The organism is Streptomyces sp. NBC_00704, from assembly GCF_036226605.1.
Lineage (GTDB): Bacteria > Actinomycetota > Actinomycetes > Streptomycetales > Streptomycetaceae > Streptomyces.
Window position 1 is genome coordinate 445518 of sequence record NZ_CP109000.1, and the last position, 21349, is coordinate 466866.

Annotated in this window: 21 protein-coding genes; 12 read left to right on the plus strand and 9 right to left on the minus strand. The window is 72.6% G+C overall.

Going from position 1 to position 21349, the window contains the following annotated elements:
* Positions 1-213 precede the first annotated feature (213 nt).
* Both OG802_RS01805 and OG802_RS01810 read left to right on the plus strand, forming a co-directional pair.
* The gene (locus tag OG802_RS01805) at positions 214-1044 is read left to right on the plus strand and encodes an aldo/keto reductase (RefSeq protein WP_329406459.1); all 831 of its coding nucleotides are present in this window, start codon (positions 214-216) and stop codon (positions 1042-1044) included.
* Positions 1045-1260: 216 nt separating this feature from the next.
* Positions 1261-1386, plus strand: a complete 126-nt coding sequence (locus OG802_RS01810) for a hypothetical protein (RefSeq protein ID WP_329406460.1) — start codon at positions 1261-1263, stop codon at positions 1384-1386.
* Here OG802_RS01810 and OG802_RS01815 read toward each other — a convergent pair whose 3' ends face one another.
* From OG802_RS01815 to OG802_RS01825, 3 genes are all read right to left on the minus strand, one after another.
* Positions 1387-3729, minus strand: a complete 2343-nt coding sequence (locus OG802_RS01815) for a SpoIIE family protein phosphatase (RefSeq protein ID WP_329406463.1) — start codon at positions 3727-3729, stop codon at positions 1387-1389.
* A 66-nt stretch (positions 3730-3795) separates the two neighbouring features.
* Complete coding sequence (locus tag OG802_RS01820) at positions 3796-4266, minus strand: peroxiredoxin (protein ID WP_329406465.1); 471 nt, start codon at positions 4264-4266, stop codon at positions 3796-3798.
* On the minus strand, positions 4263-4655 hold the full coding sequence (locus OG802_RS01825) for a DoxX family protein (protein WP_329406466.1): 393 nt from the start codon (positions 4653-4655) through the stop codon (positions 4263-4265). The genes OG802_RS01820 and OG802_RS01825 overlap by 4 nt, the downstream gene beginning before the upstream one ends.
* A 139-nt stretch (positions 4656-4794) precedes the next feature.
* Here OG802_RS01825 and OG802_RS01830 point away from each other — a divergent pair, with 139 nt between their 5' ends.
* The 5 genes from OG802_RS01830 to hemC all read left to right on the plus strand — a co-directional run bounded on the left by OG802_RS01830 (position 4795) and on the right by hemC (position 9025).
* Positions 4795-5067, plus strand: coding sequence for a hypothetical protein (locus OG802_RS01830; RefSeq protein ID WP_329406467.1), 273 nt, complete (start codon positions 4795-4797; stop codon positions 5065-5067).
* A gap of 411 nt (positions 5068-5478) precedes the next feature.
* Positions 5479-6459: a non-homologous end-joining DNA ligase gene (ligD, locus tag OG802_RS01835; protein WP_329406468.1), complete on the plus strand. Its 981-nt coding sequence runs from the start codon at positions 5479-5481 to the stop codon at positions 6457-6459.
* A gap of 146 nt (positions 6460-6605) precedes the next feature.
* Positions 6606-7382 carry an NPP1 family protein gene (locus tag OG802_RS01840; protein ID WP_329406469.1) on the plus strand — a complete coding sequence of 259 codons (777 nt, stop codon included), beginning with the start codon at positions 6606-6608 and terminating at the stop codon, positions 7380-7382.
* Between the two features lie 173 nt (positions 7383-7555).
* A complete protein-coding gene (locus tag OG802_RS01845) occupies positions 7556-8020 on the plus strand; it encodes a GNAT family N-acetyltransferase (protein ID WP_329406471.1) in 465 nt (154 codons plus the stop codon).
* Between the two features lie 69 nt (positions 8021-8089).
* A complete protein-coding gene (hemC, locus tag OG802_RS01850) occupies positions 8090-9025 on the plus strand; it encodes a hydroxymethylbilane synthase (protein WP_329406474.1) in 936 nt (311 codons plus the stop codon).
* Between the two features lie 82 nt (positions 9026-9107).
* Here hemC and OG802_RS01855 read toward each other — a convergent pair whose 3' ends face one another.
* The 4 genes from OG802_RS01855 to OG802_RS01870 all read right to left on the minus strand — a co-directional run bounded on the left by OG802_RS01855 (position 9108) and on the right by OG802_RS01870 (position 11944).
* Positions 9108-9629: a hypothetical protein gene (locus OG802_RS01855; protein ID WP_329406476.1), complete on the minus strand. Its 522-nt coding sequence runs from the start codon at positions 9627-9629 to the stop codon at positions 9108-9110.
* A gap of 191 nt (positions 9630-9820) precedes the next feature.
* Positions 9821-10681 (minus strand): ABC transporter permease, encoded by an 861-nt coding sequence (locus OG802_RS01860; protein ID WP_329406477.1) that lies wholly within the window; start codon positions 10679-10681, stop codon positions 9821-9823.
* A complete protein-coding gene (locus OG802_RS01865) occupies positions 10641-11492 on the minus strand; it encodes an ABC transporter ATP-binding protein (protein ID WP_329406479.1) in 852 nt (283 codons plus the stop codon). Before OG802_RS01865 ends, OG802_RS01860 begins: the two co-directional genes overlap by 41 nt.
* The gene (locus tag OG802_RS01870) at positions 11489-11944 is read right to left on the minus strand and encodes a MarR family winged helix-turn-helix transcriptional regulator (protein WP_329416893.1); all 456 of its coding nucleotides are present in this window, start codon (positions 11942-11944) and stop codon (positions 11489-11491) included. Before OG802_RS01870 ends, OG802_RS01865 begins: the two co-directional genes overlap by 4 nt.
* A 429-nt stretch (positions 11945-12373) precedes the next feature.
* Here OG802_RS01870 and OG802_RS01875 point away from each other — a divergent pair, with 429 nt between their 5' ends.
* Positions 12374-13258 carry a SigB/SigF/SigG family RNA polymerase sigma factor gene (locus tag OG802_RS01875; RefSeq protein ID WP_329416895.1) on the plus strand — a complete coding sequence of 295 codons (885 nt, stop codon included), beginning with the start codon at positions 12374-12376 and terminating at the stop codon, positions 13256-13258.
* A 208-nt stretch (positions 13259-13466) separates the two neighbouring features.
* The gene (locus OG802_RS01880; protein WP_329406480.1) at positions 13467-14270 is read left to right on the plus strand and encodes a VOC family protein; all 804 of its coding nucleotides are present in this window, start codon (positions 13467-13469) and stop codon (positions 14268-14270) included.
* 12 nt (positions 14271-14282) lie between these two features.
* Here OG802_RS01880 and glgX read toward each other — a convergent pair whose 3' ends face one another.
* Together glgX and OG802_RS01890 are read right to left on the minus strand one after the other, a co-directional pair.
* Positions 14283-16400, minus strand: coding sequence for a glycogen debranching protein GlgX (gene glgX / locus OG802_RS01885; RefSeq protein WP_329416897.1), 2118 nt, complete (start codon positions 16398-16400; stop codon positions 14283-14285).
* Between the two features lie 35 nt (positions 16401-16435).
* Positions 16436-16945 (minus strand): pep a2, encoded by a 510-nt coding sequence (locus OG802_RS01890; protein WP_329406482.1) that lies wholly within the window; start codon positions 16943-16945, stop codon positions 16436-16438.
* 294 nt (positions 16946-17239) lie between these two features.
* Here OG802_RS01890 and OG802_RS01895 point away from each other — a divergent pair, with 294 nt between their 5' ends.
* The 3 genes from OG802_RS01895 to treS all read left to right on the plus strand — a co-directional run bounded on the left by OG802_RS01895 (position 17240) and on the right by treS (position 21323).
* Positions 17240-17539 (plus strand): DUF5133 domain-containing protein, encoded by a 300-nt coding sequence (locus OG802_RS01895; RefSeq protein ID WP_329406484.1) that lies wholly within the window; start codon positions 17240-17242, stop codon positions 17537-17539.
* A 74-nt stretch (positions 17540-17613) separates the two neighbouring features.
* Positions 17614-19569 (plus strand): alpha-1,4-glucan--maltose-1-phosphate maltosyltransferase, encoded by a 1956-nt coding sequence (locus OG802_RS01900; RefSeq protein ID WP_329406486.1) that lies wholly within the window; start codon positions 17614-17616, stop codon positions 19567-19569.
* 35 nt (positions 19570-19604) lie between these two features.
* A complete protein-coding gene (gene treS / locus OG802_RS01905) occupies positions 19605-21323 on the plus strand; it encodes a maltose alpha-D-glucosyltransferase (protein WP_329406487.1) in 1719 nt (572 codons plus the stop codon).
* Positions 21324-21349 lie beyond the last annotated feature (26 nt).

The following is a 21349-nucleotide window of genomic DNA, read 5'->3' on the forward strand; positions in this document are numbered from 1 at the left end:
CGCTGTCCGTCGCTGTCCGACGGGAAGATCGTGACAGCGGACGGCCGTCCTGGCGACACCGCGTCCCGCCTCCTGCTTCCCACCCGCGTTCCCGCTCGCCCACAACCCCCTTTCCCCTTCGCCCTTCCGGGCCCCGCCCGAGTGTCCGTACGGTCGATCCGCCGCTCGTCCGCGAGGCTGGAAGAGGACGACACCGCAGAGGAAGGCTCCATCGTGATCGACATCCCGCAGCACACTCTGAACGACGGAACGAAGCTCCCCGCCCTGGGCCTGGGCACCTGGCCGATGGACGACGCGGAGGCGGAGGAGGCGGTGGCGGAGGCCCTCGGCCAGGGCTACCGGCTGGTCGACACGGCCGCCAACTACCGCAACGAGACCGGGGTCGGCCGCGGGATGGCCCGGTCCGGAGTGCCGCGCGAGGAGATCCTGCTGACCACGAAGCTGCCCGGCCGCCACCACGGGTACGAGGAGACCCTCGCCTCCTTCGAGGAGTCCCGCCGGCGGCTCGGCGTCGACTACGTGGACCTGTACCTCGTGCACTGGCCGCTCCCCCGCGTCGACAAGTTCGTCGACTCGTGGCGGGCCATGATCAAACTCCGCGAGGACGGCGCCGTCCGGTCGATCGGGGTCTCCAACTTCACCGCCGGGCACCTGGACCGGCTGGAGAAGGAGACCGGCGTCCTGCCGTCCGTCAACCAGGTCGAACTGCACCCGCTCCTCCCGCAGGAGGAACTGCGCGCCCACCACGAGGCCAAGGGCGTCCGCACGGAGAGCTGGAGTCCGCTGGGGCGCGGGTCGGCGATCCTGACGGACCCCGCCGTCGTGTCGGTCGCGGAGGCGCTGGGGGTGACCCCCGGCCAGGTCGTGCTGCGCTGGCACGTCCAGCTCGGCGCGGTCCCCATCCCCAAGTCGTCCAGTCCGCAACGCCGGCGCGCCAATCTCGACGTCTTCGGCTTCGCACTCGGCCCGGCGCAGATGGCGGCGATCGCGGACCGGACGCACCGGCGCCTGGGCGGCGACCCCGAGGTGCACGAGGAGTTCTGACCGCCGCGAGCGGGGTCGCCGCCGGGGGCGGCCGTGAGCCGTGCGGCGGCCGCGCCGGGACCGCCGCCCGGCCGGACCGCCGGCCGGCCGCGCCACGAAGGGCCGCTGTACGCGGTCGTCGAGGGCGGGCGTGTTCAGCCACTTCGCGTCGGACTGCGCCTCCGACGGCGTCCACCCCGCCGCCCAGCGTCCTTCGCGGGCCGGCCGGTCCGGGAAATGTGCACATCGGGCGCGACCTGGGCGACACCGGTCGTCCTGGACCCGCTGTACGTGCTGGACGTGCTCCCGCACGGCGCGCCGTTCTCCGGGGACGCGCCGAACCCCGGCTGCTCCTCCGAGTGATCACCCGGGGTCGAGCGGCTGCTCCGCCCAGATCGTCTTTCCGCGGCCCGTCTGCCGGCTCCCCCAGCGCCGGGTGAGCTGGGCGACGAGCAGCAGGCCGCGCCCTCCCTCGTCGAAGGCGTGGGCGCGGCGCAGATGGGGAGAGGTGGAGCTGCCGTCGGAGACCTCGCAGATGAGGGTGCGATCGCGGATCAGGCGCAGTTGGATGGGCGGCGCGCCGTAGCGGATGGCGTTGGTGACGAGTTCGCTGACGACGAGTTCGGTCACGAACGCTGCCTCTTCCAGGCCCCATGCCGCGAGCTGTTCGGTGGCGGCCTGCCGGGTGGCGGCCACGAGCGCGGGGTCGGGGGCGACGTCCCAGGTGGCGACCCGGTCCGCGCCCAGTGCGCGGGTGCGGGCGAGCAGGAGCGCGACGTCGTCTCCCGGCTCCTCCGGCAGGACCGCCTTGACGACGCTGTCGCAGAGGGCGTCGAGCGAGGCGGCGGGCGCGGTGAGGGCGTCGCACAGTTCGCCGACGGCGCGGTCGACGTCGCGGTCACGGTCCTCGACCAGGCCGTCCGTGAACAGGGCGAGGACCGATCCCTCGGGCAGTTCCAGCTCGACGGCCTCGAAGGGCAGCCCTCCCACGCCGAGCGGGGGCCCGGGGGTCATGCCGATCAGCTGCGCGGTGCCGTCTGGCCGGACCAGGGCCGGTGCGGGGTGGCCGGCCGAGGCGGCGGTCAGCCGCCGGCCGACGGGGTCGTAGACGGCGTAGAGGCAGGTGGCGCCGAGTTCGGCGGCGTCCTCACCGCCCTCGTCGTAGGCCGCCAGGTGGGTGACGAGGTCGTCCAGGTGGGTGAGGAGTTCGTCCGGCGGCAGGTCGACGTCGGCGAGGGTGCGCACGGCCATGCACAGGCGTCCCATGGTCGCCGAGGAGGGGATGCCGTGTCCGACGACGTCGCCGACGACCAGGGCGACGCGGCCGCCGGACAGCGGGATGACGTCGAACCAGTCGCCGCCGATCCCCGCCGTGGAGACGCTGGGCAGATAGCGGTGGGCCACCTCGACGGCCGCCTGACCGGACAGTCCGCGCGGCAGCAGGCTGTTCTGGAGGGCGAGGGCGGTGGTGCGTTCGCGGGCGAAGCGGCGGGCGTTGTCGATGCAGACGGCGGCCCGGCTGGCGAGTTCCTCGGCGAAGACGGCGTCGTCGCTCTCGTAGTCGTCGGGGTGGGCGATGCGCACGCCGACCAGGACGCCCAGGGTGGTGCCGCGGGCCTTCAGCGGCACCGAGATCACCGAGTGGACGCCGCTGCGGTAGCGGTGGCCCTCGGGGGCGCGCGCGTTGCGTTCGGCGAGCCAGCGCATGAAGTCGGGCTCGCCGGCCTGGATGCGGACGGCCCGGCCCTCCCGCAGGGCGCGGGCGGGCGGGCTGAAGGGCGGATGGACGTCGGTCTCGCCGAGGCGGACGGCCGCCTCGGGGGTGCCCTCGTGGGCGGAGCCGTGCGCGACCCGGCGCAGCACGACCTCGCCGGTCGGGACGGGCGGCGGTTCGTCGGCGCCGAGCACCCAGTCCAGGAGGTCGACGCTGACGAAGTCGGCGAACCGCGGGACGAGGAGCGCGACGACCTCCTCGGTGGTACGCACCACGTCGAGGGTGGTCCCGATGGAGGCCGCGGCCTCGTTCAGCAGGGTCAGCCGCTGGCGGGCCAGGTACTGCTCGGTGCTGTCGAACGCGGCCAGGGCGACCCCGGTGATCTCGCCGGAGTCGTCGCGCACGGGCCACATCTCCGTGGTCCAGGCGTGCTCGCGGTTGAGGGAGGGGGCGCCGGTGAAGCTCTCGTAGCGGATCGGGCGGCCGGTCTCGGCGACCTGGCGCAGGTGCCAGTTGAAGCCGCGGCTGTGCACGGCCTCCTCGACGGTGTCCGGGAAGTGGCGGCCGAGCAGGACGTCCTCGGAGACGCCCATGACCTTGCAGGCGACCTCGTTCAGCCGCAGATAGTGCTGCTGGGGGTCGAAGACGGACATGGACATGGAGGCCTGCTGGAAGGCCCGCCCGGCCAGGGTCGGCTCGCCGTCCGCGGGTCGCCGGGCGCTGAGCGTGTACCCGGTGCGCCGCCCGTCGGGGCCGAGCACCGGGCAGGCCGTCACGACGAGCGTGACGGGCCGGCCGTCGCGGTGACGGACGACGACGGGAGCGGTCCACTCGCCGCCCCCGCGGCGCGGCGGGTCCTGCGCGAGCAGGTCGGCCGCCGTGCGTCCCACGGCTTCCTCGGCCGAATGCCCGGTGAGCTGCCGGGCGCCCTCGCTCCAGCCCGTCACGATGCCGTGCGCATCGATGACCGCCGCAGCGACGACTTGCTCCATTCGTCCAGAATGGTCCCTCGGGCCCGGCGCATCAACCGCGACGGCCCGGCCGGGCCGCGCGGCCCGTCAGGGACGAGGGGCGGCGCGCAGCGCGGCCAGGGCGCGGTCGGCGTGGGCGTTCATGCGCAGCTCGCTGCGCACGACCTCCAGCACGGTGCGGTCACGCCCGATGACGTAGGTGACCCGCTTGGTGGGGGCGAGGGAGAAGCCGCGCTTCACGCCGAACCGCTCCCGCAGCGAACCGTCCTCGTCGGACAGCAGGGGCATGCCGAGCGAGTGCCGGCCGGCGAACTCCTGCTGGCGGTCGACGGAGTCCCCGCTGACGCCGACGGGCCGGGCGCCGACGGCGGCGAACTCCGCGGCCAGGTCGCGGAAGTGGCAGGCCTCGGCGGTGCAGCCCGGACTGAGGGCGGCCGGGTAGAAGAACAGGACCACCGGCCCGTCGGCGAGCAGGCCCGTCAGCGTGCGCACGGCGCCCGTCTCGTCGGGCGCGGCGAAGTCCTCGACGAGGTCGCCGACCTCGGGAGCCTTGGTCATGACCGTCCCTCCGTCGTCCCGGCGGCGCCCGCGGCGACGCTGCGGGCCCACAGCACCAGGGGCGCCTGAAGGGGCAGCCGGCCGATCGCGGCGGCCCTCAGCGGGGCGGGGCGGTGGCGCCAGTCCCACGCCATCTTGACGTTGGCGGGGAAGACGCCGACGAAGAGCGCGGCGGCGGCCAGGGCGGCCGGCTTCCTCGTCCGGGGCAGGGCCACTCCGGCGGCGAGCGCCAGTTCGGCCACTCCGCTGGCGTACGTCCAGTGCCGGGGCGAGCCGGGCAGGGCGCGCGGGACGATCGCGTCGAACGGACGCGGCACGGCGAAGTGGGCCGCGCCCGCGGCGGCCAGCAGGACCGCCAGCAGCAGGGGTGAGCGTTCGGACCGGGGCACGGTTCCTCCTCAGACGACCGGGCGCCCGACACTACTGGAGGGTAGTCGCCGGCCGCCGGGCGGGGTCCCGGAGGCGCTCGCGCCCCAACCCGCGCCCTCGCAAACGGGGTTGCGGGCCGCGCACGGGTAGCCTGCGACGATGATCGTTCATCTGCTGTGGCACGTGGCCCACCACAACGAGGCGGGCGGGAACGGCACGGCGCTGCACCTCGACGGGGAGACGGTGCACATCGACGAGCAGGACGGCGACGACGTCAAGCTGCTCGGCGTCTGCTCGACGCGCGCGAAGGCCGAGGAGCGCAGACTCCGCGCCCTGCTCGTGCCGGGGTTCGCCGAGGAGCCGGACTGCTTCGTCATCGACGCGTACACGGTCGACGAGGACGAGTGGACCGGCGGCTACGTGCGCACGTGAGCGGACCATCCTCCCCCCGAGGGCCGCGACCGCCCACGCCCCCGCCCCCGTCGGCTTCGGCTTCGGCTTCGGCTTCGGCAGGGCCTCCCTCCAGGGGTCGGCGGACGAGCGGCGCTCGACCGGTACCCGGATGGCGCGCGGCGGCCCATACTGAGCGGTATGCCGTCAGGCCGTCGGCCCGGCGGCGGGGCCCCGGCACGCCCGCACCGCCCGCCGGGGTCCACCGAAAAGCCGCCGGGAACCCGCGCTGTCCTCGGGTCGGCGGGCCGGCTCGCGACCCGGCTCCCTCCGTCGCCCGGCGTGCACACGGGAACGGGCCCGCCTCCGCTCCCGCGGGCAGCCCCTGCACCGTTCAGGGGAAACGGCCGCCCCGCGCGCGTGGCGACGCGCCGCCGTGTCGACAACTGACCCATGTCCCTCCCCCTCGTCGCCCCCATGCTCGCCACCCCCGGCTCCCTTCCCCCCGCGGGCCAGGACGCGCGCTGGGCCTACGAGACCAAGCAGGACGGGCAGCGCGCCGTGGTGTACCTCCCCGGCGACGGCACGGTCACCCTGCGTGCCCGCTCGGGCGAGGACATCACCGCCGCCTACCCGGAACTGCGGCCGCTCGGCACGGCGCTCGGCGGCACGCCCGCGGTGCTGGACGGGGAGGTGCTCGCCCTGGACCGCGAGGGCCGCGCCGACTTCCAGCTGCTCCAGTCGCGCATGGGACTGGTGCAGGCCCCCGGCAAGGCCGCCCGGCTCGCCGCGACGACCCCCGTGCACCTGGTCCTGTTCGACGTGATGCACCTGGCCGGACGCTCCCTCCTCGCCCTGCCCTACACCCGGCGCAGGACCCGCCTGGAGTCGCTGGCGCTGGAGGGTCCGTCCTGGTCGACGCCGGGCGCCCTGGTGGGGCACGGCCGGGAGGCCCTGGAGGCGACCCGGGCGCACGGACTGGAGGGGCTCGTGTGCAAGCGGCTGGACTCGGTGTACGAGCCCGGCGTCCGTTCCCGCGCCTGGATCAAGATCCGCAACATGCGGGTCGCGGACGTCCTGGTCGGCGGCTGGCTGCCCGGCAAGGGGCGGCTGACCGGACTGCCCGGCGCCGTCCTCGTGGGGCAGCGCGCCACGACCGGGCTGCGCTACGTGGGCAGCGTGGGCACCGGCTGGAGCGAGGCCGAGCGCGCCGAACTCGCGGCGCTGCTGCGGGCCGACGCGACCGGGGCGTGCCCCTTCGACGCCGTGCCGCGGTCGCCGGGCGCGCACTGGGTGACGCCCCGGCTGGTCGGCGAGGTCCGCTACAGCACCCGCACCCGGGCGGGCCTGCTGCGCCAGCCGTCGTGGCTGCGGCTGCGACGGGACCTCACTCCCGAGGAGTCCGCGGCCGACCTTCCGGACACTTCCGCCTGAGTCGGCGACGGCGGCCGCCTGTTCGGCTGTCCTTCATCACCACGACGGCTACGACCTCTTGGCGCGGCAGGGAAAAGCATGGAAGCTGAACTCCCTTTTCCCCCACAGCCGTTCCGGCTGCGCCCGCATCCCCAGGAGAACTCCCCGTGTCCTCAGCCAGGTTCAAGGTCCACCGCAGGAGATGGCTCACCGGTCTCGCCGGCGCCGCCGTGCCGGTCGTCGCCGTGCCCTCGGTCGCCTTCGCCGCCCCTCCCCAGGCGCTCGCGCAGAACGCCGAGGCGGCGGAGCTGACGTACCAGCCCGCTTTCGACTACGACACGGACGGCTGCTACTCGTCGCCCGCCATCGGCCCCGACGGCACGGTCAACGGCGGTCTGAAGCCGACCGGCGCGCTGAACGGAAGCTGCCACGACGCCTCCGACCTGGACAACACCAACAGCTACTCGCGCTACAAGTGCAACAACGGCTGGTGCGCGTACATGTACAGCCTCTACTTCGAGAAGGACCAGGCGCTGCCCGGCAGCGGCATCGGCGGCCACCGCAACGACTGGGAGCACGTCGTGGTCTGGGTGCAGAACGACCAGGTCCAGTACGTGTCGACGTCCAACCACGGCGGGTTCACCGTGCACCCCGCGTCGACGGTGCGCTTCGAGGGGACCCACGCGAAGGCCGTCTACCACAAGGACGGCATCCGCACGCACTGCTTCAGGATCGCCAACTCCAACGACGAGCCGCCGGAGAACCACAAGCACACCTGGCAGTACCCGCCGCTGGTCGGCTGGAACGGTTACCCGCCCGGCCTGCGGGACAAGCTGAGCAGCTACGACTTCGGCAGCGCCAACTTCGGCCTGAAGGACGCCTCCTTCGCCGGGAACCTGTCGTCGGCCAAGCCGTCCGGCATCTCGTTCGACCCCGCCGCGTAGGCGTTCGGCAGGGCCCGACCCATGGGCCCCGCAACGGAGTTCGGCCCCGGAAACCGGCGTCCGGGGCCGTCTGCGGGGCATGATGAGCGGATGGATCTTCTTCGAGAACTCCCGCCCGTGACCACGGGGACGGCGCATGTCCGCGTCCCTGTCCCTGCCGGGAGCGAGGTCCGGTGAGCGCCGCCCGGGTGCGGCCCGCCGAGCGGTCCGATCTCCCGCGCGTCGCGGAACTGGCCGCGCAGCACGCGCGGTACGAGCGCGCCGACCCGCCCGTGCCGGACCTCGCCGAACGCCTGGCGCGGCTCCTGTTCGACGTGCCCGCGCCGCTCCTCGGGTGCCTGGTCGCCGAACTGCCCGACGGCGAGGTCGTCGGCTACGCCACCTGCTCGCCCGCGCTCTCCACCTGGGAGGGCCGCGAGTACCTCCACATGGACTGCCTGTTCCTCGCCCCGGACCACCGCGGCCGGGGGCTGGGCGCCCTGCTCATGGACGCGGTCGAGGGCCGGGCCCGCAGTCTGGGGCTGGCCGAGGTGCAGTGGCAGACCCCGGTCTGGAACGAGGGCGCGATCCGCTTCTACGCCCGGCGCGGCGCCCTCGGAGCGGACAAGCGGCGCTTCAGCATGCGGGTGGACCCGTGAGCCGCTGAGCGGTGGCGGAAACCCGTGAGCCGTGCGGGCCGCGGGCCGCGAGGGTCTATCGTGTCCCGCATGTCCGTTCCGGAACTCATCCGCATCGTCTCCCGCGACTCGCCCATGGCCCTGGCCCAAGTGGAGCGGGTGCGGGCGGAGTTGACCGCCCTGCATCCCGGTGTGCGCACCGAGGTCGTCCCCGTGAGGACGACCGGCGACAAGTGGATGGGGGATCTCTCCCTGGTCGAGGGCAAGGGCGCGTTCACCAAGGAGGTCGACGCGGCGCTGCTGGCCGGCGAGGCCGATCTCGCGGTGCACTGCGTCAAGGACGTCCCCGCCGACCGGCCGCTGCCCGCCGGGACGGTGTTCGCGGCGTTCCTGCGGCGCGACGACGTCCGTGACGCGCTGATCCACCCGGGTGGCCGCACCCTGGACGAGCTGCCGGCCGGGACGCGCATCGGCACCTCCTCGGTCCGGCGGATCGCCCAGCTCGCCGCCACCCACCCGCAGGTGCAGTGCGTGCCGTTCCGCGGGAACGCCAACCGGCGGCTGGAGAAGCTCGCGGCCGGCGAGGCGGACGCGCTGCTCCTCGCGGTGGCGGGGCTCGAGCGCATCGACCGGCGGGACGTGATCACCGAGGTGCTGTCGCCGGAGACGATGATGCCGCCGATCGGCGCGGGCATCCTCGCCCTTCAGTGCCGCGAGGGCGACGCCGACCTCATCGACGCCGTCAGCGGGCTCGGTGATCCGGCGACCCATCGCGAGGCGACGGCGGAACGCATGTTCCTGCATGTGCTCCAGGGCCACTGCAACAGCCCGATCGCGGGCTTCGCACGGGTGGACCGCAGCGGCGAACTGTCCCTGCGGGCCTGCGTGTTCACGCCGGACGGCAAGACCCGGCTCAACGCCCACGAGTGGGCGGGCCGCCTCGATCCGGCGACGCTCGGCACGTCGGTGGCGGTGGCGCTGCTGCGGCAGGGCGCGCGCGAGATCATCGACGGCATTCCGCACTGACCGTCCGCCGCACCCGCGAGGGGCGCCCGGCCTGCCGGACGGCGCACCCTTTTCGTCCCTCAGCCGGCGTCCGCCCCGTCCGTCAGGCGGTGCCCTCTTCGGCCTGGTCGCGCAGGAAGTTGCTGACCTGGCGGGCCAGGCTGTCGCGTCCCGCGCCGGTCTGGGCGCCGCCGGAGCCCTCGTGCAGTCCGATGCCGCCGCTCCACAGCCGGCGGTCGGCCCAGTCGTCGTCCACCCGCAGCTGGATCTGGACGTCGACCTGGCCGAGAGAGGCCTCCGGGCCCGCCGCGTAGAGCACGGCGGTCGCCCGGCGCAGCGGGTAGACGTCGAAACCCTCGATGAACTGCGAGTTGCGCCAGTCGATGAACGCGCTCTCGCCGTCGGACCCGAGCCGCACGTCGATCTGGCCGTCCTCCAGGTGGATCGTGGAGTGCAGGGGGCCCCGGTTCTCCACGGTCACCCGCAGACAGAAGTAGGTCAGCCCCTCCGCGGCGTCGTCACGCCCGCGCGGCGGCTCGCTCTGTTCCAGTCGGTGGACGCGGACCCGCAGACCGGCGTACTCGTCGTACTCCAGCCAGTCCCCGACCACGTTCGGCTCGTGCACAGTCCACCTCTCGACTTCTACCGGCTGCTTCCTATCCGTGCGCCGATCGCACTGTCAAATGAGCAGAATGCGCTGTGGCCAGGGAATTCACCCCGTTTGATCGCTGATCAAGCCGTGCGCAGGGACAATCGTCCGACGGGCCCCGCAAGGGCTTGCCCGGGGCGTGCCGCACATCACGTCCCCGCGCCGCGTCAACGGGCCGGCCGGCCCAGGAGCGAGGAGGCCGCGGCGACGCCGAGCGCGGCGGACACGGCGAGCACCCCGAAGTCGGTCCCGAGTCGCGCGGGCGTGCCGAGGAGCAGTCCGCGCAGCGCGTCCACCTCGTAGCTGAGCGGGTTGACCCGGCTGACGGCCTGGAGCCAGCCGGGCATGACCGCGACCGGATAGAGGGCGTTGGAGCCGAAGAACAGCGGCATGGTGATGGCCTGGCCGATGCCCATCAGGCGGTCGCGGCTGAGGACGACGCCCGCGATGGTCATGGACAGGCAGGAGAAGAACGCCGAGCCGAGGACCACGACGGCGGCGACTCCGAGCAGTCGGAGCGGGTTCCAGGTCAGGGAGACGCCGAGCAGGGCGGCGATGACGACCACGACGACCGCCTGGATCACCGACTTCACCCCGGCCGCGAAGGCCTTGCCGGTGACGAGCGCGGAGCGCGGGGTGGGGGTGACGAGGAGCTTGGTGAGCACCCCGGCGTCCCGTTCCCAGATGATCTGGATGCCGTAGAAGATGGCGATGAACATCGCGGACTGGGCGATGATCCCGGGCGCCAGGTAGTCGAGGTAGGGGATGCCTCCGGTGGGGATGGCCTTGATCCGGGTGAAGGTCTGGCCGAAGATCAGCAGCCACAGCGCGGGCTGGACGGCACGGGTGTACAGCTCGGTGCGGTCGTGGCGCAGTTTCTGCAGTTCGACGGCGCACAGTGCGGCGACGCGGGCGGGCAGCAGACGCCACCCGGCGCGGGGCGGCGGCGGGGTCAGCAGCAGGTCGATGCTCTGGGCGGGGACGCGGTCAGCCGACGCGGCGGGCGGTGCGGCGGGTGCTTCGGACATCGCGGAAATCTCCTGCCTGCTCGTCGAGGCCGCTGCCGGCGACGTCCCGGAAGACGTCCTCCAGCGTGGGCAGCAGGTCGGTGTCCGGCGCCCCGGCGTCCCGTCGGCGCCGGCCCAGGTCCGCACGGAGCCGAAGCGGGGCGCCGAGGGCGCGGATCCGGCCACGGTGCATCAGGCCGACCCGGTCGCAGTGGCGGTCGGCCTCGTCCATGTAGTGCGTGGTCACCAGGACCGTCATGCCGGTGGCCTCGCGCACGGCGGCGATGTGCTCCCAGACCCCCGTTCGGGCGATCGGGTCGAGGCCGATGGTCGGCTCGTCCAGGATCAGCAACCGGGGCGCGCTCACCAGCGCCTGGGCGAGTTCGAGGCGGCGCACCATGCCGCCGGAGTAGGTGCCGGCCAGCCGGTCGGCGGCGTCGGCGAGGCCGACGGCGCCCAGTGCCTGGGCCACGCGTGCGGCACGCTCGCGCCTGGGCACGTCGAAGACGCGGGCGAACAGGGAGACGTTCTCGCGGCCGGTGAGCCCCGAGTCGGCGGACAGCTGCTGCGGGACGTAGCCGAGCAGCCGCCGTACGGCCATGCGGTCCCCGGCGGCGTCGTGGCCGAAGACGCGCACCCTGCCGGAGGGGACCGGCAGCAGGGTGGTGATGCAGCGGATGGCGGTCGTCTTGCCTGCCCCGTTGGGTCCGAGGAGGCCGAACACCTCGCCTTCCCGGACGGTCAGTTCGAGCCCGTCGACGGCCCTGGTGTCCCCGAAGGCGTGGGTGAGCCCGCTGCACACGACGGCGGGCGGCGCGGTGTCGGTCGTCATGGCTTCCCGGCCTCCTCGCGCAGGGTGACGGCGAGCGCGCGCAGGGCGGGCAGCGCCGCGTGCAGGGCCCGGCGGTCGGCGTCGTCCAGACGGGCGACCTGCCGGGCGAGGAGCGCGGATCGCCGTTCCCGCCAGGCCCGCAGCCGGGTCTCGGCCCGCCCGGTGAGCAGCAGCCGGGCGGCGCGCCGGTCGACGGGGTCGGTCTCCCGGACCAGGTATCCGTCCTTGGCCAGCCTGTTGACCAGCGTCGACACCGAGTTGCCCGCGAGGTGCAGCTCCTTGGCCGCGTCCGAGACGCCGACGCCGGGCCGCGCCTCGACCAGGCGCAGCAGTTCGACCTCGGCGCCGCGCAGCCGCGGCTCGGTCAGACCGGCCCGCAGCCGCCGCCGGAGCAACCGCTGAAGGCCGACGACGGCGTCGGCGAGGTCCTCGGCCAACGCGTCCTGCGCCACTGCGTCCACCCCGTCGATGGTGTCCGTGCCGAGCGCGGGATCCGTGTCGTGCGCGGGACTCGTGTCGTGCGCGGGATCCGTACCGGCCACGGCATCCGTGGCGGCCACGGCATCCGTGGCGTCCCGAGCGTCCTCGCCGTCCGTGGTCGCGTCCATACCGGCGACGTTACCTCTGTGTCAGAGGTAACGGAGCCAAGGGCGGGTCAAGGAGGGAGGCGCTCGGGACGCGGGGGGCGGTGAGCGACAAATCGGGTGAAACTGTTTCGTGGCACCCTTTCGCGGGCATCGGCAGGGAAGTGCTTCGGACAGGAGGCACGTCCGTGGGACCTGGCGGCCGGCCTGCCCCGGGTGTCGCCCGAGTCCCTCCGAGTGTGCCTTTCCCACGGTGTCCCCCGTTCATCGCCAACCCTCCTGAGGGAGGCGCGCGTGATGCGTACCACCGTCCGAACGAAGCAGCACCCCCATGACGACGCCCCGGACACGACCGAGTGCTTCGTGCGTCTCGCCGGGCTGCCACCGGGTCCCGAGCGCCAGGCGCTCAAGGACGAACTGGTCCGGCTGTGGCTGCCCATGGCGGAGCGGATCGCGGTCCGCTTCCGGGGACGCGGCGAAGCGCTGGAGGACCTCTACCAGGTCGCCGCGCTGGGCCTGGTCAAGGCCGTCGACCACTACGACCCCGAACGCGGCCGCGCCTTCGAGGCGTACGCGGTCCCCACGATCACCGGGGAGATCAAGCGGCACTTCCGCGACCACATGTGGACGCTGCACGTGCCGCGCCGCGTGCAGGACCTGCGCAACCGGGTGCGTCACGCGGCGAAGGACCTGTCCCAGACGACTCCGGGCCGGGCCCCGACGATCGCCGAGATCGCCGCGTACGCGCAGCTCACCGAGGACGAGGTGCGCACCGGCGCGGAGGCGCTGGAGTGCTTCACCGCCCTGTCGCTGGAGGCCGAGCTGCCCGGCACGGACGGCTACGCCCTCGAGGACGCCCTCGGGCAGTGCGACCCCGGCTACGACACCGTCGTCGACCGGGTGGCCGTGACCCCGTGTCTGCGGGCCCTGCCGGAGCGCGAGCGGACCATCCTCTACCTGCGGTTCTTCGCGGGCATGACGCAGAGCCGGATCGCCGAGCAGCTGGGCATCTCGCAGATGCACGTGTCCCGCCTCCTGAGCGGCTGCTTCGCGCGGCTGCGGGAGGAGATCACGGCCGAGACGGAAGCCGAGTGCCCTGCCGGAGGAGCCGGAGCCGGAGCCGGAGCGCGGGCGGCAGCCGCGACGGCTTCCGCCTCCGGGTCCGGGGCGGCGACCGGCTGAGCCCCCTGGCATCTCACCCTCCGGAAACGTCCTCACCCGAACGGCCCGGTCGCCCCGGGCCGTTTCGGCTGCGCTTTCGCGCGGTACTCGTGCCGCCCCTCCATCGAACGGCCCGGTTCCCGGCAGGCGGCCGGGGCCGGTGCGGCCGGACACTGGGGAAGTCCCTCTCCCCCGCCCACCCGGCCGACAGACCAGGAACGCGAGTGCCATGAACCAGCAATCGACATCCGCCCACGGCGCCCGGGGAGCGGTCTCCACGCACTCCGTCTTCGGCGCTCCCTGCTGGGTGAGCCTGACCAGCCGGGATCTCGAGGCCACGCAGGACTTCTACCAGGCGGTGCTGGGCTGGAAGTGGCTCAGGGGCGCGCTCGGCGACCACTTCCGCACGGCCCTGGTGGGCGGTGTGCCGGTCGCGGGGATCGCCGCCGTGGCCTCGATGTGGCAGATGGCGGTCGCCTGGACGCCGTACTTCGCGGTGCCCGCCGCGGACGAGGCGGCGTCCCGTACGCGGGAGCGCGGCGGCACCGTGGCCGTGGGCCCCATCTCCCTGCCGCCGGGCCGGGCGGCCCTGCTGGCCGACCGGGACGGCGCGACCTTCGGGATCTGGGAGGGCGAGCTGCTGGGCAACTGGGAGGCCTGGCGGCAGGCGGCGCCCGCGTTCGTCAGGCTGCACACCCGCGACGCCTTCGACTCGGCGATCTTCTACGGCGAGATCCTCGACTGGGCGACCGACCGTCCCGGGGCCTGCGAGGTCCACTACGAGGGCGGCGAGGTCGTGCTGCGCAGCAGGGGCGACGTGGTGGCCCGGATCGTGTCGGGCGCGCTGGAAGCCGCGCCCGACCCGACGATCCGGCCGCACTGGCAGGTCCACTTCGCCGTGGCGGACGTCACCGCGTGTGTGCGTGCGGCGGAGAAGCACGGTGGCAGCGTGCTCGCGGAGGGCGCCCGGGAGGCGGTGCTGCGGGACCCGGACGGCGCCCAGTTCACGGTGACGTCGCACCGGGAGCGCTGAGCGCCGCCCTCCTCACCGCCGGCCGAGCGGGGGCCGGGAGAGCACCAGGACGCTCCGGGCGTCCAAAGTCACCTCCGCGCCCGCCTTGTACTCGCTCTCGTCGGGGCCGCCGTCCGCCTCCGTCGTGTCGACGCACACGGTCCAGCGCTCCCCGTGGCGCGCGTCCGGCAGGCGGAAGCCGACCGGCTCCCAGAAGCCGTTGAACAGCAGCAGGAACGAGTCGTCGACGACGGGCCGGCCGCGCGGATCCGGTTCGGCGATGGCGTCGCCGTTGAGGAAGACGCCCACGCTGTGCGCGTCGGCGCGCTGCCAGTCGCGGGCCTTCATCTGCCGCCCGTCCGGCCGCAGCCAGACCAGGTCGGGCAGCGGCTGGCCGGCGCGGGTGACGGTCTCGCCCCGGAAGAACCGGCGGCGGCGCAGCACGGGGTGGGCGGCGCGCAGGGCGAGGAGGCGGCGGCAGAAGTCGGTGAGGGCCCGCTGCTCGTCGGTCAACCGCCAGTCGATCCAGGAGACTTCGTTGTCCTGGCAGTAGGCGTTGTTGTTGCCGCGCTGGGTGCGTCCGAGTTCGTCACCGTGCGAGAGCATGGGGATGCCCTGGGACAGCAGCAGGGTGGCGAGCAGGTTGCGCTGCTGCCGGGCCCGCAGCGCGAGGACCGCGGGGCGCTCGGTGGGGCCCTCGGCTCCGCAGTTCCACGACCGGTTGTCGCTCTCGCCGTCCCGGTTGTCCTCCCCGTTGGCCTCGTTGTGCTTGTCGTTGTACGACACGAGGTCGCGCAGGGTGAAGCCGTCGTGGGCGGTGACGAAGTTGACGCTGGCGCGGGGGCGGCGCCTGCTGTGCGCGTACAGGTCGGAGGAGCCGGTCAGCCGGGAGGCGAACTCGCCGAGCGAGCCGGGCTCCGCGCGCCAGAAGTCGCGCACGGCGTCGCGGTAGCGGCCGTTCCACTCCGACCACAGCGGTGGGAAGTTGCCCACCTGGTAGCCGCCCTCTCCGACGTCCCACGGCTCGGCGATCAGCTTGACGCGGCTGATCACCGGGTCCTGCTGGATGAGGTCGAAGAACGCGGACAGCCGGTCCACCTCGTGGAACTGCCGGGCCAGGGTGGCCGCGAGGTCGAAGCGGAAGCCGTCGACGTGCATCTCGGTCACCCAGTACCGCAGCGAGTCCATGATGAGCTGGAGCACATGGGGATGGCGCATCAGCAGGCTGTTGCCGGTGCCGGTGGTGTCGTAGTAGTGCGCCCAGTCGCCGTCCACGAGCCGGTAGTAGGAGGCGTTGTCGATGCCGCGGAAGGACAGGGTCGGGCCCTTCTCGTTGCCCTCGGCGGTGTGGTTGTAGACCACGTCGAGGATCACTTCCAGGCCGGCGGCGTGCAGCGCCTTCACCATCGCCTTGAACTCGCTCACCTGTTCACCGCGGGTGCCCTGTGCGGCGTAGGCGTTGTGCGGGGCGAAGAAGCCGATGGTGTTGTAGCCCCAGTAGTTGGACAGGCCCCGGTCGGTCAGGACGCCGTCCTGGACGTACTGGTGCACGGGCATCAGCTCGACCGCCGTGACGCCCAGCGAGGTGAGGTGTCCGGTCACCGCGGGATGGGCGAGCCCGGCGTAGGTCCCGCGCAGTTCGGGCGGGACGTCCGGGTGGGTGCGGGTCAGGCCGCGCACATGGGCCTCGTAGACGACGGTGTCGGCGTAGGGGCGACGCAGGGGCTCGTCGTCGCCCCAGTCGAAGGCGGGGTCGGTGACCACGCCGAGCAGGGTGTGCCCGGCGCTGTCCGCCGGGTCGGGCCGGTCCCCGGCCCGCTCGAAGAGGGAGTCGTGGTTGTCGATCTGGCCGTCGACGGCCCGGGCGTAGGGGTCCAGGAGCAGTTTCGCCGGATTGCACCGGTCGCCCGAGGAGGGGTTCCACGGTCCGTGCACCCGGAAGCCGTAGCGCTGCCCGGGTCCGACGCCGGGCAGGTAGGCGTGCCAGACGAAGCCGTCGACCTCGGTCAGCGGGACGGTCCGGGCGGCGCCGCCGTCGTCCACGAGGACGAGTTCGACGCGCTCGGCGACCTCGCTGAACAGCGCGAAGTTGGTTCCCTGGCCGTCGAAGTCCGCGCCCAGCGGATAGGGGCGCCCGCTCCAGGCGGGCACCCCTGCGCCGCGGCGCGTCCGGTCGGTGCGCGAGCTCACCGGGCGGCCTCCAGGACGCGCTCGTCGTCGGCCCGGGCGGCCACGTCGGCGATCACGAGAGCGCGCGGCACCGGAAGCCCCTCCCGCAGGCTGGGGGACGGCGCGGTGGGGACACGGGGCACGCGCTCGCCGGCGCGGGCCCGCTGGGAGAACCAGATGACCTTGCTGCCGGTGCCGGTGGTGCAGCAGCCCCAGCCGTCGCTCATGGCGGCGATGCGCTCCAGGCAGGCGCGCAGGTCGAGGTCGGGGCGCAGATGGCGGTCGTCGCCGCCGATGGCGGTGATCAGATGCTGGCCGTTCCACCACATCTCGATAGAGGTGTGCTTGTCCTTCGCGTGTTCGTCGATGGCCTTCAGCAGCATCTCGGCCCCGCGGCACACGGGCTCGACGAGCGTCTCCAGGTCCCAGTACGTCAGGTGGGCGGCCAGAATCCGCCTGACCTGTCCGACGCGTTCCGCGCTGACGTCCACGTCGAGGTGGTAGTAGCAGGGGACTGCGGTCTTCATCGTCGTTCGCTCCTCACCGGCGAGGCTCACACTCCTCCCCGGCCCGACGGGCCGGGGTCCCCGACACGAAGCGTGAGCGGTAATCGCTTCAGAGTCACAACCACAGTGGGGCTGCTACGCCATTCGTGCAACACGAGCGCACCACAACCAAGATCCAACAGGACGTTGGGTGATGCGCCGTGCACCATAAGTGAAGGCCTCGGGAGGTTGGACGTTTTCGCACCTCTGCGGAAAGGGCCGATCCGCTCGTCTCGAGCGGCGTACCTCGTGAACTCCCGAAAGGTGAACAGCGCGATGCTGCAACCAGCGAAGACCGAAGTCGCCAGGACCTTGCGCGGTTACCGGGCCTGGGAGCGCGCCATGCTCGCGCACCCCGGCGACCGCTCGGCACGGGCCGCCTTCGAGGACTGCGGGTACACCCTGTGCGTGCTCATGGGCAAGCGCTGCGCACGGGAGGCGGCGGACGCCGCCGAGCAGTATCTGCGGGCCACCGCCGACGGCCGGCTGCGCGAGCGCAGGGGCGCCGGCCGCAGGAGCGGCGTCGCGCGGCTCTCGGTGACGTCGTCCCTTCCCCGCCTGCCCGCGGAGACGTAGCACCCCGCGCGAGCGCGGGTCGGTCGCCCAACCCGGGGCGGTCAAAGCCATTTTCAGCCAGCGGAGGTGCAAAGGTGAAGTCCACCAGGGCGATCGGCCGTATCCCGGTCCGGGACGTCGAACCGCGTGTGGAGTGCGGGCGGCGGCCGGCGAAAGCCGTGATCGGGGAGACGGTGCGGATCTCCGCCACGGTGTTCCGTGAGGGCCACGACGCCATCGGCGCCAACGTGGTCCTCAAGAACCCGGACGGCGACCGCGGGCCCTGGACGCCGATGCGCGAGCTGGCCCCCGGCACGGACCGCTGGGGGGTGGACGTGACGCTGGACGCCATGGGCCGCTGGACCTACACCGTGGAGGCGTGGAGCGATCCGATCGCCACCTGGCGCCGCCACGCGGACGTGAAGATCCCTGCGGGCATCGACCTCGGTCTGGTCCTGGAGGAAGGGGGCCGGCTCTACGAACGGGCGGCGGCCCGCGCCCCGCGCGGGCCCGAGCGCACCCTGCTGCGGGACGCGGCGAAGAAGCTGCTCGACGACTCGGCCCCGGTGGCGGACCGGTACGCGGCGGCGCTGACGCCGGAGGTGACGGCACTCCTGGAGCGGCGGCCGCTGCGGGAGCTGGTGACGGCCTCGGAGCCGCTGCCGCTGCTGGTGGAGCGGGAGCGGGCCCTGTACGGGTCCTGGTACGAGTTCTTCCCGCGCTCGGAGGGCACCCCGGAGCGCCCGCACGGCACGTTCCGCACCGCCGCCCGCCGGCTGCCGGCCATCGCGAGGATGGGCTTCGACGTCGTCTACCTCCCGCCCATCCACCCCATCGGCACGACCTTCCGCAAGGGCCCCAACAACACGTTGGACGCCGGGCCGGACGACGTGGGCGTGCCGTGGGCGATCGGCTCGCCGGAGGGCGGCCACGACGCCGTCCACCCCGACCTGGGCACCCTGGAGGACTTCGCCGCGTTCGTGGAGCGGGCCCGCGAGCTGGGGCTGGAGATCGCCCTCGACTTCGCCCTTCAGTGCTCCCCCGACCACCCCTGGGTCCACAAGCACTCCGAGTGGTTCCACCACCGCCCGGACGGGACGATCGCCTACGCCGAGAACCCGCCGAAGAAGTACCAGGACATCTACCCCCTGGCGTTCGACGCGGACATGAAGGGCCTGGTGGCGGAGACCCTGCGGGTGCTGCGGCACTGGATGTCGTACGGGGTGCGGATCTTCCGGGTGGACAACCCGCACACCAAGCCGGTCGTGTTCTGGGAGCGCGTCATCGCGGAGATCAACCGCACCGACCCGGACGTGATCTTCCTCGCCGAGGCCTTCACCCGCCCGGCGATGATGCACACCCTCGCCCAGATCGGTTTCCAGCAGTCCTACACCTACTTCACCTGGCGCAACACCAAGGAAGAGCTCACCGACTACCTCACCGAGCTGTCGGGCCCGGCCGCCTCCTACATGCGGCCCAACTTCTTCGCCAACACGCCGGACATCCTGCACGCCTATCTGCAGCACGGCGGCCGGCCCGCGTTCGAGATCCGGGCCGTGCTGGCCGCGACCCTCTCCCCGACCTGGGGCCTCTACAGCGGCTACGAGCTGTGCGAGAACGCGCCGTTGCGGGAGGGCGGTGAGGAGTATCTGGACTCGGAGAAGTACCAGCTCAGGCCGCGTGACTGGGAGGCGGCCGAGCGCGAGGGCCGCAGCCTGGCCCCGCTGATCACGAGGCTCAACGAGATCCGGCGGGCCCACCCGGCCCTGCACTGGCTGCGCAATCTCCGCTTCCACGGCACGGACAACCCCTCCGTCATCGCGTACAGCAAGCGGACGGGTTCGAACACGGTTCTGGTGGTCGTCAACCTCGACCCCCACCACACCCAGGAGGCGACGGTGTCGTTGGACATGCCGCGACTCGGCCTGGACGACGGCGCGACGCTGTCCGTGCACGACGAACTGACGGGCGAGACCTACGCCTGGAGCAGGACGAACTACGTGCGCCTGGAGCCCGGCCGGACGCCCGCCCACGTGTTCCACGTCCGGTGATCCGCATCACCGCCGAACGGAGGCTCCAGACAGCCATGACCGTCAACTCCCCTGTCCCGGACACCTTCGAGGACACTCCCGCCAAGGACCGCGACCCCGAGTGGTTCAAGCGCGCCGTCTTCTACGAAGTCCTCGTCCGCTCGTTCCAGGACAGCAACGGCGACGGCGTCGGCGACCTCAAGGGCATCACCGCCAAACTCGACTACCTGCAATGGCTCGGCGTCGACTGCCTCTGGCTGCCGCCCTTCTTCAAGTCACCCCTGCGCGACGGCGGCTACGACGTCTCCGACTACACCGCCGTCCTGCCCGAGTTCGGCGACCTCGCCGACTTCGTCGAGTTCGTCGACGCCGCCCACCAGCGCGGCATGCGCGTCATCATCGACTTCGTCATGAACCACACCAGCGACCAGCACCCGTGGTTCCAGGAGTCGCGCAAGGACCCCGACGGCCCCTACGGCGACTACTACATGTGGGCCGACGACGACAAGCAGTACGGCGACGCCCGCATCATCTTCGTCGACACCGAAGTGTCCAACTGGACCTTCGACCCCGTCCGCAAGCAGTACTTCTTCCACCGCTTCTTCTCCCACCAGCCCGACCTCAACTACGAGAACCCGGCCGTCCAGGAGGAGATCCTGGCGGCGCTGCGGTTCTGGCTGGACCTCGGGATCGACGGCTTCCGCCTCGACGCGGTCCCGTATCTCTACGCGGCCGAGGGCACCAACTGCGAGAACCTCCCCGCCACGCACGCCTTCCTGAAGCGGGTGCGTCGTGACATCGACGCGCACTACCCCGACACGGTGATCCTGGCGGAGGCCAACCAGTGGCCCGAGGACGTCGTGGACTACTTCGGCGACTACGCCTCCGGCGGCGACGAATGCCACATGGCCTTCCACTTCCCCGTCATGCCGCGCATCTTCATGGCCGTGCGCCGCGAGTCGCGCTACCCCGTCTCCGAGATCCTCGCCAAGACCCCCGCCATCCCCGCGAACTGCCAGTGGGGCATCTTCCTGCGCAACCACGACGAGCTGACCCTCGAGATGGTCACCGACGAAGAGCGCGACTACATGTACGCCGAATACGCCAAAGACCCGCGTATGCGCGCCAACATCGGCATCCGCCGCCGCCTCGCGCCCCTCCTCGACAACGACCGCAACCAGATCGAGCTGTTCACCGCACTGCTGCTGTCCCTGCCCGGCTCCCCGATCCTCTACTACGGCGACGAGATCGGCATGGGCGACAACATCTGGCTCGGCGACCGCGACGCCGTGCGCACCCCCATGCAGTGGACCCCCGACCGCAACGCCGGCTTCTCCTCCTGCGACCCCGGCCGCCTCTCCCTGCCCACCATCATGGACCCCGTCTACGGCTACCAGGTCACCAACGTCGAGGCGTCCATGTCGTCGCCCTCCTCGCTGCTGCACTGGACCCGCCGCATGATCGAGATCCGCAAGCAGAACCACGCCTTCGGCCTGGGCACCTACACCGAACTGCCCTCCTCCAACCCCGCCGTCCTCGCCTTCCTGCGCGAACACGAGGACGACCTGGTGCTGTGCGTGCACAACTTCTCACGCTTCGCACAGCCCACCGAACTCGACCTCAGCCGCTACGACGGCCGCCACCCCGTCGAGCTGTTCGGCGGAGTGCGCTTTCCCGCCATCGGTGAACTGCCCTACCTGCTCACCCTCGCGGGCCACGGCTTCTACTGGTTCCGGCTCACCAGAGCCGCGTCCCGGCTCGGTCGCCGCCAGTGAGCGTGCGCCGCGGAAAGGATGGGTCA

Coding starts and splice junctions, on each gene's coding strand:
- OG802_RS01895 (WP_329406484.1), top strand. CDS start 17,240: ATGCTGCAACCAGCGAAGACCGAAGTCGCCAGGACCTTGCGCGGTTAC.
- hemC (WP_329406474.1), top strand. CDS start 8,090: ATGTCCGTTCCGGAACTCATCCGCATCGTCTCCCGCGACTCGCCCATG.
- OG802_RS01830 (WP_329406467.1), top strand. CDS start 4,795: ATGATCGTTCATCTGCTGTGGCACGTGGCCCACCACAACGAGGCGGGC.
- OG802_RS01865 (WP_329406479.1), bottom strand. CDS start 11,492: ATGACGACCGACACCGCGCCGCCCGCCGTCGTGTGCAGCGGGCTCACC.
- treS (WP_329406487.1), top strand. CDS start 19,605: ATGACCGTCAACTCCCCTGTCCCGGACACCTTCGAGGACACTCCCGCC.
- OG802_RS01875 (WP_329416895.1), top strand. CDS start 12,374: ATGCGTACCACCGTCCGAACGAAGCAGCACCCCCATGACGACGCCCCG.
- OG802_RS01890 (WP_329406482.1), bottom strand. CDS start 16,945: ATGAAGACCGCAGTCCCCTGCTACTACCACCTCGACGTGGACGTCAGC.
- OG802_RS01820 (WP_329406465.1), bottom strand. CDS start 4,266: ATGACCAAGGCTCCCGAGGTCGGCGACCTCGTCGAGGACTTCGCCGCG.
- OG802_RS01815 (WP_329406463.1), bottom strand. CDS start 3,729: ATGGAGCAAGTCGTCGCTGCGGCGGTCATCGATGCGCACGGCATCGTG.
- OG802_RS01810 (WP_329406460.1), top strand. CDS start 1,261: ATGTGCACATCGGGCGCGACCTGGGCGACACCGGTCGTCCTGGACCCG.
- ligD (WP_329406468.1), top strand. CDS start 5,479: ATGTCCCTCCCCCTCGTCGCCCCCATGCTCGCCACCCCCGGCTCCCTT.
- OG802_RS01880 (WP_329406480.1), top strand. CDS start 13,467: ATGAACCAGCAATCGACATCCGCCCACGGCGCCCGGGGAGCGGTCTCC.
- OG802_RS01860 (WP_329406477.1), bottom strand. CDS start 10,681: ATGTCCGAAGCACCCGCCGCACCGCCCGCCGCGTCGGCTGACCGCGTC.